We start from the raw sequence: 11,406 nt of genomic DNA, 5'->3' as shown, positions 1-11,406 counted from the left end.
CCGAAGATCAGCTCGCTTCCATCAAGCGCCCACACTTATCGGCTGTTAATTTTTAAAGAGCATTTCTGCGAGAAACCTGAAGTTTCCCAGCAGCGCTGCGTTTTCAGCAGCAGAGAAGCGAGATTATTAACCGTTTTTTAAAACTCGTCAACAACTTTTTTAACTACTTCGTTGCGACGACTGCGGTTTAATTTCGTGTGCACTGGAGTCGCTACAACCGATCCCAACCGCACCGCTTCCCTTCTTCCTCCGCGCTGCGTTTCCGTTAGCGCGAAAGAGGCGTGATTCTATGCACCTGCCCCGGTCTCCGCAAGCACTTTGTGAAAATATTTTTACAAGCGGGCCCGGGACAGTCGAGCCGCCCCCACGGATGGTCATGGAAGCCATTCGGTACGATCCGGGCGAGAAAGCCTTTGAGCCACCTCGCCCGCATCGAGCGTAACGCTGCGTCGCTCACCTCCCCACCATCGCCTTCACCACCCCATCCCGCCGAATCAACCCGTGATACAGCGCCGCCGCAAAGTGTGCGAGGAACGTCACGAAGAACAGGTAAGCCAATACCCGGTGCGCGACCCTGAGCCAGGCAAACGTCACCGGGTCGGCCGAGACCAGCGCCGGCAACTGCACGCCGCCACCCAGCGTCACCGGATACCCGCCCGCCGACAGCATCGCCCATCCGATCAGCGGCATCGCGAGCATCAGCGCGTACAGCACGAGATGCGACCCATGCGCGGCAAGCTTCTGCCACCAGGGCAGATCATCGGGCAACGCGGGCGACTTCGACACGAACCGCACCACGATCCGCACGCAAACCAGCACCAGCACGGCAATCCCCAGCGGCTTGTGCAACGCCACCAGGAAATCGTGCCGCCCGGAAACCGACGCCACCATCCCCACCCCGATGAACAGCATCGCGACGATCATCGCGGCCATCACCCAATGCAGCAGCCTCGCCGGCAAGCTAAACGTCGTCGTAGCCTTCATCATCGTCCCTCCGCACTCAGTCGCGCCGCGCCGGCCACGCCGGCCTCTTCACTCGTCCGGCGCAGATACGAATCCGCATACGCCGCGGACCGCGCCGCCAGCAACGGATCCCCCGACACCTGAATCCCCTGCGGCAGCACCGTCGGGTCGTAATTCACGTCCCGGCATGGCCCGCTGTCCTGCGGCTCCACGCGATCGAGCACGAGCGTCCCCGCGTCGATCGTCGTCCGCTGCGCGGGCCAGGTCTTCGTCGCGTCGTCCACCGGGTCGCCGGGCTCGGCCAGCGTGACCAGCAGCTTCCACTTTTGCGCACCGTCCGCGATGCGCCGCGTCAGGTCCTGCTGCAACACGTTCGGGTCCGCGGCCGTCGCGACGTCGCCGGCGCCCGTCATCTGCTCCGGCACGACGCGCCACCGCACCGCCTGGCGCTTGCCGGCAGCATCGACGAAGTAGAACGCGTTCAATCCGTAATAGCTTTCGGTGACGTAGCTCGCGCTCGGCTTCGCACCCTTCACCCATGCGCGGAACGCTGCCGTCTCCGGATGCGCGCCGAAAAACGCCTTCACCTTCGCCGGATCGGGCTTGCCCGTCGCCGGATCCGGCCGGGTCGCCAGCAACTGCGCGTAGAACGCCTTCGGCGTCGCCACCGGAAACACGGGCATCGCGTTCATCCCGGTCCGCCATTGCTGGCCGTCCGGTGCGGTGAGCTTCAGCGCGAGGCTGCGGATCGGCACGCTGCTGTCGGGCGCATAAGGATTCCCGCCCGGCAGCGCGAAGCGCCCGACCACCGGCGTGCGCACCGCCTTGAAGAACGGCGCGACCGAATACGCGCTCGCGGCGCCGTTGCCTTCGAAGTAACCGGTCACGCACACGCCCTTCGCGTGATTGCGCCGGAAGCCCGGATGCTCGCCGCCGGCCGTCTGCAGCGCGTCGACGAGCCGGTGCGGGGTCAGACGCGCCGGCGCAAGCCAGCCGCCGACATACCCGAACGCCACGGCCACGCCGGCCACCGCGCCGCCGATGACGGCCCAGCGCCACCACCCGCGCCCGGGTTCGCTCGGCGGCGAAGAAGAGGAAGATTGCTTCATGGATGCACTCCCGATCGTCTGATCATTGTCGAACGCGTGTAGGACGCCACCCGCGCCGCTTTATTCCATGAAGAAATTTTTCGTATGCTGACGGAATAAGCGACGCCGACCGGCGTCCTACGCGGCATCTCCACGCTTATCGGCTCGCGCCCCGGCCATGCCCTCAAACGCCCCCGACGACGACGCATTGCGCGAACTCATCCCCAGGCTGCGACGCTTCGCGCTCTGGCTGGCGCGCGACGTCCACGCCGCCGACGATCTCGTCCAGTCGACGCTCGAGCGCGCGCTGTCGCGCTGGGCAAGCCGCCGCGACGACGCGTCGTTGCGCAGCTGGCTCTTCACGATCCTTTACCGGCAGTTTCTCGACGGCAAACGCAGCGCGAAGCGCTACGCATGGCTGCTCGGCCGCATTCGCGACGACGACGAAGCGCACTGGCCGTCCGCCGAACGTGAGGTGGCCGCACGCGCGACGCTCGAAGCGTTCGGCCGGCTCTCCGACGAGCAGCGCAGCCTGCTGCTGCTCGTCGCGGTCGAGGGCTTTACGTATCAGGAAGTCGCCGACCTGCTCGGCGTGCCGATCGGCACCGTGATGTCGCGACTCTCCCGCGCGCGCCAGGCGCTGCGCCAGCTCAGCGACGGCGAACTTCCCGCTCCTTCTCTCCGCGTGATGAAATGAACCACCTCCGTCCCGACGAACACGATCTCCAGGCCTATGTCGACGGCCAGCTCGACGACGACGCGCGCGCCGCGGTCGAGCGATATCTCGCGCTGCATCCGGAGCGTGCGGAACAGGTAAGGCAATGGCAGCAGGATGCGCAACGATTGCGGGCCGCGCTCGAGAGCGTGCGGATGCCCGGTCACAATCCTGAGCTCGATCCAGCTGCGATTCGGGCGAAGCGTGTGGAGCGCTCGCGGATGCGATTCGCGATGGCGGCTTCGTTCGTGTTCTGTATCGGGCTGGGGACGTTTGGCGGGTGGCAGGCGCATGGATGGAACGCGCCGCCTCCGATCGCGCCGATGAGCGATGCGGTCGAGGCTTACCGGATGATGGTCGTCGATCAAGCCGCGAAGGTGGATTTTCGGCCAACCCGTGCGGGAGATTTGCAAGGGTGGCTCACCAGACGCGTCGGCGCATCGGCGCGGTTGCCGGATTTGAGTGCGGCCGGGTTCAGGCCGGTTGGCGGGCGGCTGTTTACGACGGACAGCGGAGCCACTGCCGCGATGGTGCTCTATGAGGACGATGCCGGGCGGACACTGAGCTTCTATCTCCGGCCGGCGGAATCGAAACACCGGCTGCTGCCGGCCGGACAACGCGTGGATGGGCCGTTGCTCGCGCGGTACGGGTCGGTGAACGGGCTCAATTTCGCGGTGGTCGGGCCGGCCGGAAGCCTCGCGGAGAAAGCGATCGCGCAGGCGCTCGATCAGCAGACTTGAGCGGTACGACGCGCGCGCGGCTGGTGATCGGTGGGCGGCCGTCGACGCCCCGAATGATGCGGCTTCTGACTTGAGCGTGCTTACTGTCACCACTCGCTTGCACAGCGTTTCGACTGACTTTCGCGGTTTGTTGTCCACATCGAAACAACACCGGCACCCTTGCCCTTTTGGAATCACAGCGTTTCGAGTCGCTGCGGGGCGGGATATCCACATCAATCATGTCGACACCGCGCGCGGTCATCGGTCGACTCGCTCATCTTCGGCCTGCACAGTGTTTCGGATTGTTTTGGCGTGCAATATCCACAACCGCAAGGTACCGCGAACATCTGCACCGAATTCGATTGCCGTATCCGTTGAGTGCACAGGCCTTCGAGTGATTTGACTTCTCGATATCCACAAGGCATCCACGACGACGGACCGCACCAGCACCGTCCGCATCGTCTGCTCTGTTCCGGCAAAGCCCCGCCAGACAAGACATTCGGGCTAATGTTGGCAGTCTTCAGGCCGAACAGCGTCGCGATATTGAGCTGGACGGAACACAGATTGACCTTCGAAATTCAATCCGGTCATCCGTCTCCCCGAGGCACTCGTCCTCCTACCCTTCTTCCTGCCTTGCAATCAATTCCCTCAGGCATTCAGCACAAGTTGCCGTCAATTACCCGATAGCGGATTCCACCGACTCGTCATCGTCGAACCGATAGACGCCGCCCCCCTCATGCTTCCCGCCCAACGCCAGAATTTTCGTCTCTTCGGATTCGAGCATGTAACCCGGAAATTCGATTTCATCACGCACCAGCGCGTCGATGGCACGACCCGGTGCCCACTCCTGCCGTTGCTACGATCGTTGACGAGATCGGACACGGCCCGAGTCACGAGCTCACCTCCGACATGTCCGTGGTATGAACAATTCACCAGCGGCATCATTTCACCTTTGCCTTGAAACCCAGCTTTCCGAGATACCTCATCTGACCCAAGGGTCCCGCGGAACATGGCGTGCCGACTCGATAGCGATGATGGTAGTACAGGTGAGCATCCACCTCCGAGACCGGCCTTCAGCGCTCGCGTTTCTCTGACCAGCTAATCAGGCGTTGCGGGATCCGGAAGACCCTGCGCCGCGTCGTGACGTCCGTCATGTCGCACGACGATGACGTGATTGTCATAACGGATCCTCGTACAACCGCGGCCACATCGGCCATGAGCCCCGGTACGCGGCCAGCAATATCCACCACCAGCGGTTCATTGACGAGGCCTGTCGAGAACCTGGCGACTTTACAGATGCGAGCGTTCGGGCTGGTCACTGGCTTCGACTTCGCGTGATTCATCCACCGCGCGCAGTGCATATCCTTCCCGGATCACAGTCGGCGGACTGTGCTTATCCAAAGGTGTTAACAGGGTTCGTATATATACGTAGTGATAGTTAACAAGCCCACCGCTCCACAGTGGATAACTTCCGTAACACCATGAATTTTCAACATGAAACAGAATGCACAACCACAGGTGATGCACAGGAAAATCGCTGTGCATCACAGAACAACTTTCCGCAGATTCACAGCCGCGGCGACATATCCTCAATCGTTCCACTGTGAATCCAGAGGCTTGCCGGACGGTTATCCATAGCGCTCTGTGGATAAGTTGCGGCGCCGGTCCGCCCGCTATCGAACCATGGCAATCAGATACAGCCCGCCGAGGATCATGGCGACGCCTCCCCATTGCGCGTACGACACACGCTCGCCGAAGAACAAGATTCCAGCCAAAAAGACGAGCACGAACGTGAGCGCGGTAAACGGATATACGACGGTGAGCCCCGCCTTGCTCAACGCGAAGATCCAGAGCACCGTGCCCGCGCCGTAGCAAAGCAGCCCGCAGTGGGGATCAACCCGGATGCGATCGCGATCCGCTTCGCGCACGGTGCGCCGCCCATGCGCGCCATGCTCGATCGAATAAATTTCACAAAAGGGACTTGCGCACCTCCAAAACCCTCTCTATAATTCGCGGCTTCTTAGGCTCGTAGCTCAGTTGGTTAGAGCACCACCTTGACATGGTGGGGGTCGTTGGTTCGAATCCAATCGAGCCTACCAACGAACAAAAGAAGGGGTCTGGCAGCACGCATTGCCTACAGGCAATCCGGCTCGCCAACATACAAACGCCACGCGGCAACATCGCGTGGCGTTTTTCTTTTTGCGGCACGAAATCGTGCATGCATGGGCGATGCTTCGTGCGGCAAGCAGCGGGTAATCGGCAAGGCAGGGCGTAGAGCCCCTGCTCGTGAAGCATCAATGCAGATGCTTCAACTTGTCAGGATTCCGCACGACATAGATCGCGACGATTTTCCCGTCTTCGATCTCCAGCGCCGTGGTCTGCAACTCGCCGTCGGCCTCCAGCGTGACGAAACCCGGCAACCCGTTGATGAACCCGGCCCGCACGAGCTTCGACGCATGCGTGGCGAACAGTTCGGCCAGGTATGCGTGGACCTTCATCACGCGCTCGAAGCCGAACACCGGCTTGCCCGCGGCCGCGCGCTTGCCGCCGCCGTCCGAATGCAGGCTCACGTCCTCGGCGAGCATCGCGCCGAGCGCGCGCATGTCGCCGCTGCGTGACGCCGCGAAGAATGCCTCGGCCAGCTCGATCCCGCGCTGCTTCTCGACATGAAACCGCGGCCGCGCCTCGCGCACATGCGTGCGCGCCCGCGCGGCGAGCTGCCGGCATGCGGCCGGGTCACGCTGGATCGTCGTCGCGATCTCGTCGAACTCGAGGCCGAACACGTCGTGCAGCAGGAACGCAGCACGTTCGAGCGGCGACAGCCGTTCGAGCGCGAGCATCAGCGGCAGCGTGACGTCCTCCTGTTCATCCTCCTCGACGACTGGCTCCGGCAGCCACGGGCCGATATAGGTCTCGCGCTGGTGCCGCGCGGACTTCAGCTGATCGAGGCACATGCGCATCACCATGCGGCGCAGGAACGCCTCGGGCACGCGCACCTCCGTGCGATCGACGCCCATCCAGCGGATGAACGCCTCCTGCACCATGTCCTCGGCGTCCGCGACGGAACCGAGCATCCGGTACGCGACGCGGATCAACGTGCGACGCAGCGGATCGAAGCTCGCCGCTGCGTCGGCCCGGTCTTCGGCGCTGCCCGCGGCCGGATCGAGGCTGGTCATCAGGCCACCATCTGCGCGGCAGCGGCTTTCGCTTCAGCCGGATCGATCCACAGCCCGAAGCCGACGGCCAGCCGGTTCCAGCCGTTGATCACGTTGATCATCACCGTGAGTTTCACCTGCTCCTCCTGGCTGAAGTGGTCGTTCAGCGCCGCATACGCGGCTTCGTGCGCGCCATGGCCCTCCGACAGCCGCGTGAGCGCGTCGGTCCAGCCGAGCGCCGCGCGTTCGCGGTCGGTGTAGCAGGGCGCTTCGCGCCACGCGGCCAGCAGATTGATGCGCTGCTCGGTCTCGCCTTGCTCGCGGGCCTCGACGGTGTGCATGTTAAGGCAGTTCGCACACGCGTTGATCTGCGACGCGCGGATCTTGACCAGCTCGATCAGCGTCGGCTCGAGGCTCCCGGCAGCGGCGACCGATACGGCCATCCAGTTCTTCATCAGCGCGGGGGCGGCGGCGAACGGATTGAGTTTCGCAGTCATGGTTCCTTCTCCTTTCGTGTGGGTTCCGGTGATATGACGAGCGAGGCCCCCGCGCGCGTGACATCGGCGCGAAAAATTTTTCAAAAGCCGGGAAGCGCACGGAGGGCAGGGCAGTTGAACATCGCACCGACGGCCGTGATGCCGGCGTGCGGATCGGGGCCGATATCGACCGCACGACGCCGTTGCGCCGGTGAACGCGGGTCGTCGACCTTTCATGCGTGCCGCGCGACTGTCATGAGGCGGCGGTAATGCCGACGCGCAGGCATGCCCATTGCGATCCCCTGCCGGGCCCCGCCATCACGGGCATCGACGGTTCGCCAACGTCGCCGCTCGACGCGCGAGTGCTTTCATTTGTCTTTCGCACTTGTTTCGCCCGAAATCCGATTCGCGACGTTCACATTTCTGGCCCATACTGTTCTGCACGGGCAGATGATGTGACGCCGCACCAGCGGCCCGGCGCGCGCGCCGGCTGCCCGACATCGCAGCAATGAAGGTCGCACGCCAGCCGCGCGCATCCGAGCGCAAGGCTTTCCTTTTTCCGGCAACGCAACGCAGCGAATCGCGACGTGGACGGTAAACCGATGAGCCTCCTTGCATCCCAGCTTCAGCGCCGTTATCAGGACGTGCGCGCCCATAGTGTCGCGTTGACGGCGACGCTATCCGCCGAAGACCAGGCCGTGCAGTCGATGCCCGACGCGAGTCCGGTGAAGTGGCATCTCGCGCATACGACCTGGTTCTTCGAAACCGTCGTACTGATGCGCCGCGTGGATGGCTACGCGCCGTTCGACGACGCGTTCCAGTTCCTCTTCAATTCCTATTACGAAGCGCTCGGCCCGCGCCATCCGCGGCCGCAGCGCGGGCTGCTCACGCGTCCGTCGCTCGACGAGGTGAATGCGTACCGTCAGTACGTCGACGACGCGATGCTGCGCGCGCTCGACGGCGCCGATCCGACGATGCTCGCCACGATCGCGCCCGAGATCGAACTCGGCCTGCATCACGAACAGCAGCATCAGGAGCTGATCGTCACGGACATGCTGCATGCGTTCTCGTGCAACCCGCTCAAGCCTGCGTTCCGGCCGCTCAATCGCGCCGATGGGCACGCGGCCCTGGCCGCGGGCGATGCCGGCCCGTTGCGCTGGCTGCATCAGCCGGGCGGGCTCGTCGAGATCGGCCACGACGGCGACGCGTTCTCGTTCGACAACGAACGGCCGCGCCATACGGCGCTCGTGCGTCCGTACGAGATCGCGAACCGTCTCGTGACGAATGCGGAATTCGCGGCCTTCATCGCGGACGGCGGCTACGCCCGCCCTGAATACTGGCTGTCGGACGGCTGGGCGACGGTGCAGCGGGAAGGCTGGCGAGGGCCCGCGTACTGGATTCCGGACGACGACGGTGGGCCGGAAGCCGTACACGCATGGCGCGCGTTCGGTCTGCACGGCGTGGAGCCGCTCGCGCCCGATGCGCCCGTGTGTCACGTGAGCTTCTACGAAGCGGCCGCGTACGCGGAGTGGGCCGGCGCACGCCTGCCGACCGAATTCGAATGGGAAGCCGCATTCGGCGCGGATGGTATTCAGCAGATGCTCGGGCACGTGTGGCAGTGGACCCGTTCGTCCTACGAGCCGTATCCGGGCTTTCGGCCGCTCGCGGGAGTCGCCGCCGAATACAACGGCAAGTTCATGGTTGGCCAGCAGGTCCTGCGCGGCAGCAGCGTCGCGACGCCGCCGGGGCACGAACGGCCGACGTACCGCAATTTCTTTCCGCCGGCCGCGCGCTGGCAATTCACGGGAGTGCGACTTGCGCGAGACGTCTGATCTGACGGCCACGAGCGGTGGCCTGCAACCCGCCCGCGATTCGCGGCCGAGCGCGTTCGAGCGCGACCTGATCGACGGACTGTCGCGCACGCCGCGCAGCATTTCGCCGAAATACTTCTACGATGCGGCCGGGTCGGCGTTGTTCGACAGCATCTGCGAGCTGCCCGAGTACTACCCGACGCGTACGGAACTCGGCATCCTGCGCGATCGCGCGGCCGAGATCGTGCGGCGCGTCGGCCCGCATGCGGACATCGTCGAATTCGGCGCGGGCTCGCTCGAAAAGATCCGCGTGCTGCTCGACGCGTGTGCGGACAACTACGCGAACGCGCCGGCGCGCTACGTGCCGATCGACATCTCGGCCGACTACCTGCACGGCGCCGCGGCGCGGCTGCGTGACGCGTATCCGTGGCTCGACGTCGCGCCGATCGCGGCCGACTACACGAAGGCCGAGCAACTGGCCGAACTGACGGAGACGCCGCGCCGGCGCATCGGCTTCTTCCCCGGCTCGACGATCGGCAACTTCTCGCCGGAGGAAGCCGATGCGTTCCTGCGCGACGCCGCGCGGCTGTTGCGCGGCGGCGGCCTCCTGGTCGGCGTGGATCTCGTGAAGGACGAGCGCACGCTGCATCGCGCGTACAACGACGCGCAGGGCGTGACCGCGCGGTTCAACCTGAACCTGCTCGCCCGCGCGAACGCGGAACTCGGCGCGAACTTCGATCTCGACGCGTTTTCGCATTGCGCGTTCTACGACCGCGAACGGCAGCGCATCGAGATGCATCTCGTCAGCGATATCGCGCAAACGGTGCACGTGCGCGGCCACGCGTTCCGCTTCGAGGCGGGCGAGCACATCCACACGGAGAACTCGCACAAGTTCACGATCGACGGCTTCCATGCGATCGCGCGCCGTGCGGGCTTCGAGCCCGACACCGTGTGGACCGACGCGGACAGCCTGTTCAGCGTGCACTGGCTCCGCAGCGTCGACGATATCCGCGCGTAACTTCGTTCGATTCGCGTGCGGCGAGCGGCGCCGGCGCGTTTTCCGGCAAAAATTCCCGCCTTTACCGATTCGATGCGCCGTTGCAACGGCGTGTCGAATCGCCCGCCACCCTTGTCCTGCAACGCCTTGCGCCCCGCCGTAAACGTCCGTTACCGGTCTCGCAGACCGGTTTCACCTGTGTCGGCGCCCGATGCCTAGACTCCGAACCGTAGTCACATGACGCACGACACGTGCAGGGAGTCGCGAAATGAGCAAGAAACTTATCCTCGGTGCAGTTCTCGGTGTAGCGGCGCTGGCAGCTTCGGGCGTCGCATCGGCCCACGTCGACCTGTCGGTCGGGATCGGTGTGCCAGGCGTCTATGCGGCGCCCGAGCCGGTCTACGTCGCGCCGCCGCCGCCGGTGATGTACGCGCCGGTGGGCTATCGCGACGACGACTGGCGTGCGCGTCAATGGCGTGAACACGAGTGGCGTCGCCGTGAATGGCGCGAGCACGAGTGGCGCGAGCGCGCCTGGCGTGACGGCGACGGCTGGCGCGGCCGCTGGAACTGAACCGGGCGGCCGGCTCACGAGAATACTGATCACGACGACAAGAGGAGAGTGATCGCATGATGCCCATTCGACACATCAGGTCGTGCGCAGCGGCCGCCGTCGTTGCGCTCGCAACGATCGGCAGCGCGCACGCGGCAGGCTGCATGAAGGGCGCGGTGGTGGGCGGCGTCGCCGGCCACTACGCGGGACATCACGCCGTGGTCGGTGCGGTCGGCGGCTGTATCGTCGGCCACCACATGGCGAAGAAGCACGAGCAGGAGATGGCGGCTCAGCGCAAGGCCGCCGCGCAGGGCGTGCAGCCGGCGCAGTAAGCGCGCTCACCGGCGGAAACGGCGCGACAGCGCCGTTCCCGCCTTTCATCTTGCTTCGTCCGACGACGGCCGGCCGCGCATTCCGCGCACGCATCCGGCATGTCGCACATTGATCCGACGAATGCGCGTCACGCGCACCGTTACGATCATTTACAACGTCGAGTCGCGCGGAAATCGCGTGTTCCTAGAATGCAATCATCCGAACACGCTCCAGGAAGCAAACAATGAAAACGCAACGATATCTGTCCGTACTGGCCGCCGCGCTCCTCGCACTCGGTGCCGTTTCCGCGAATGCCGCGGCCGGTGGCAACGGTGGGGGCAACGGCGGTGGTCACGGTGCTGGCGGCATGGGCGGCAACGCCGGCGGCATGTCCGGCGGCCACATGAGCGGCGAAGCGCTGAGCAACTCGAACGGCTTCCGCTCGGGCGACCGCGACAAGGGCCTCGCGCGTGCAGCCGACCGCTCCGACACGATCGCGGATCGTGCAGGCACGCAGCCGGGCCACGGTCATGGGCACACGCACGGCCATACCGCGCATGCGTCGACGTCCACGCACCACGCACATCGCAACGCGTTCGGCCGCACGCTGTAACTGCGGC

12 protein-coding genes and 1 tRNA gene are annotated in these 11,406 nt (G+C 64.8%); 8 read left to right on the top strand and 5 right to left on the bottom strand.

Annotated features, from left to right (window positions below):
- Positions 1–453 precede the first annotated feature (453 nt).
- Positions 454–987: a cytochrome b gene (locus LGM71_RS32300; RefSeq protein WP_226118546.1), complete on the bottom strand. Its 534-nt coding sequence runs from the start codon at positions 985–987 to the stop codon at positions 454–456.
- Positions 984–2,072 carry a catalase family peroxidase gene (locus LGM71_RS32295; protein ID WP_059602233.1) on the bottom strand — a complete coding sequence of 363 codons (1,089 nt, stop codon included), beginning with the start codon at positions 2,070–2,072 and terminating at the stop codon, positions 984–986. Before LGM71_RS32295 ends, LGM71_RS32300 begins: the two co-directional genes overlap by 4 nt.
- A 157-nt stretch (positions 2,073–2,229) precedes the next feature.
- Here LGM71_RS32295 and LGM71_RS32290 point away from each other — a divergent pair, with 157 nt between their 5' ends.
- Both LGM71_RS32290 and LGM71_RS32285 read left to right on the top strand, forming a co-directional pair.
- The gene (locus LGM71_RS32290) at positions 2,230–2,748 is read left to right on the top strand and encodes a sigma-70 family RNA polymerase sigma factor (protein ID WP_124627827.1); all 519 of its coding nucleotides are present in this window, start codon (positions 2,230–2,232) and stop codon (positions 2,746–2,748) included.
- The gene (locus tag LGM71_RS32285; protein ID WP_151048952.1) at positions 2,745–3,506 is read left to right on the top strand and encodes an anti-sigma factor family protein; all 762 of its coding nucleotides are present in this window, start codon (positions 2,745–2,747) and stop codon (positions 3,504–3,506) included. Before LGM71_RS32290 ends, LGM71_RS32285 begins: the two co-directional genes overlap by 4 nt.
- A gap of 1,652 nt (positions 3,507–5,158) precedes the next feature.
- Here LGM71_RS32285 and LGM71_RS32280 read toward each other — a convergent pair.
- Positions 5,159–5,413, bottom strand: coding sequence for an EamA family transporter (locus LGM71_RS32280; protein ID WP_226118544.1), 255 nt, complete (start codon positions 5,411–5,413; stop codon positions 5,159–5,161).
- A 94-nt stretch (positions 5,414–5,507) separates the two neighbouring features.
- Between LGM71_RS32280 and LGM71_RS32275 the strand changes: the two genes are divergently transcribed.
- Positions 5,508–5,584 (top strand) — tRNA-Val (locus tag LGM71_RS32275).
- A gap of 195 nt (positions 5,585–5,779) precedes the next feature.
- Here the strand turns inward: LGM71_RS32275 and LGM71_RS32270 are convergent.
- The gene (locus tag LGM71_RS32270; protein ID WP_226118542.1) at positions 5,780–6,661 is read right to left on the bottom strand and encodes a sigma-70 family RNA polymerase sigma factor; all 882 of its coding nucleotides are present in this window, start codon (positions 6,659–6,661) and stop codon (positions 5,780–5,782) included.
- A complete protein-coding gene (locus tag LGM71_RS32265) occupies positions 6,661–7,137 on the bottom strand; it encodes a carboxymuconolactone decarboxylase family protein (RefSeq protein ID WP_226118540.1) in 477 nt (158 codons plus the stop codon). The genes LGM71_RS32270 and LGM71_RS32265 overlap by 1 nt, the downstream gene beginning before the upstream one ends.
- 581 nt (positions 7,138–7,718) lie before the next feature.
- Here LGM71_RS32265 and egtB point away from each other — a divergent pair.
- The 5 genes from egtB to LGM71_RS32240 all read left to right on the top strand — a co-directional run bounded on the left by egtB (position 7,719) and on the right by LGM71_RS32240 (position 11,399).
- Positions 7,719–8,948 carry an ergothioneine biosynthesis protein EgtB gene (gene egtB / locus LGM71_RS32260; protein WP_226118538.1) on the top strand — a complete coding sequence of 410 codons (1,230 nt, stop codon included), beginning with the start codon at positions 7,719–7,721 and terminating at the stop codon, positions 8,946–8,948.
- Positions 8,932–9,945: an L-histidine N(alpha)-methyltransferase gene (egtD, locus tag LGM71_RS32255; protein ID WP_226118536.1), complete on the top strand. Its 1,014-nt coding sequence runs from the start codon at positions 8,932–8,934 to the stop codon at positions 9,943–9,945. The genes egtB and egtD overlap by 17 nt, the downstream gene beginning before the upstream one ends.
- Positions 9,946–10,192: 247 nt before the next feature.
- Positions 10,193–10,495 carry a hypothetical protein gene (locus LGM71_RS32250; protein WP_059448027.1) on the top strand — a complete coding sequence of 101 codons (303 nt, stop codon included), beginning with the start codon at positions 10,193–10,195 and terminating at the stop codon, positions 10,493–10,495.
- A gap of 56 nt (positions 10,496–10,551) precedes the next feature.
- A complete protein-coding gene (locus LGM71_RS32245) occupies positions 10,552–10,806 on the top strand; it encodes a hypothetical protein (protein WP_124627843.1) in 255 nt (84 codons plus the stop codon).
- Between the two features lie 224 nt (positions 10,807–11,030).
- Positions 11,031–11,399, top strand: coding sequence for a hypothetical protein (locus LGM71_RS32240; protein WP_059602214.1), 369 nt, complete (start codon positions 11,031–11,033; stop codon positions 11,397–11,399).
- Positions 11,400–11,406: the final 7 nt, after the last annotated feature.

This window comes from Burkholderia sp. AU33545 (genome assembly GCF_020419685.1).
GTDB lineage: Bacteria > Pseudomonadota > Gammaproteobacteria > Burkholderiales > Burkholderiaceae > Burkholderia > Burkholderia diffusa.
This window is presented reverse-complemented; position numbering and strand designations above follow the sequence as displayed.

What these genes read in the sequence shown, in the direction of transcription:
- egtB (WP_226118538.1), top strand. Translation starts at nt 7,719, where the DNA reads ATGAGCCTCCTTGCATCCCAGCTTCAGCGCCGTTATCAGGACGTGCGC.
- LGM71_RS32285 (WP_151048952.1), top strand. Translation starts at nt 2,745, where the DNA reads ATGAACCACCTCCGTCCCGACGAACACGATCTCCAGGCCTATGTCGAC.
- LGM71_RS32250 (WP_059448027.1), top strand. Translation starts at nt 10,193, where the DNA reads ATGAGCAAGAAACTTATCCTCGGTGCAGTTCTCGGTGTAGCGGCGCTG.
- LGM71_RS32265 (WP_226118540.1), bottom strand. Translation starts at nt 7,137, where the DNA reads ATGACTGCGAAACTCAATCCGTTCGCCGCCGCCCCCGCGCTGATGAAG.
- LGM71_RS32240 (WP_059602214.1), top strand. Translation starts at nt 11,031, where the DNA reads ATGAAAACGCAACGATATCTGTCCGTACTGGCCGCCGCGCTCCTCGCA.
- LGM71_RS32245 (WP_124627843.1), top strand. Translation starts at nt 10,552, where the DNA reads ATGATGCCCATTCGACACATCAGGTCGTGCGCAGCGGCCGCCGTCGTT.
- LGM71_RS32300 (WP_226118546.1), bottom strand. Translation starts at nt 987, where the DNA reads ATGATGAAGGCTACGACGACGTTTAGCTTGCCGGCGAGGCTGCTGCAT.
- LGM71_RS32295 (WP_059602233.1), bottom strand. Translation starts at nt 2,072, where the DNA reads ATGAAGCAATCTTCCTCTTCTTCGCCGCCGAGCGAACCCGGGCGCGGG.
- LGM71_RS32290 (WP_124627827.1), top strand. Translation starts at nt 2,230, where the DNA reads ATGCCCTCAAACGCCCCCGACGACGACGCATTGCGCGAACTCATCCCC.
- LGM71_RS32270 (WP_226118542.1), bottom strand. Translation starts at nt 6,661, where the DNA reads ATGACCAGCCTCGATCCGGCCGCGGGCAGCGCCGAAGACCGGGCCGAC.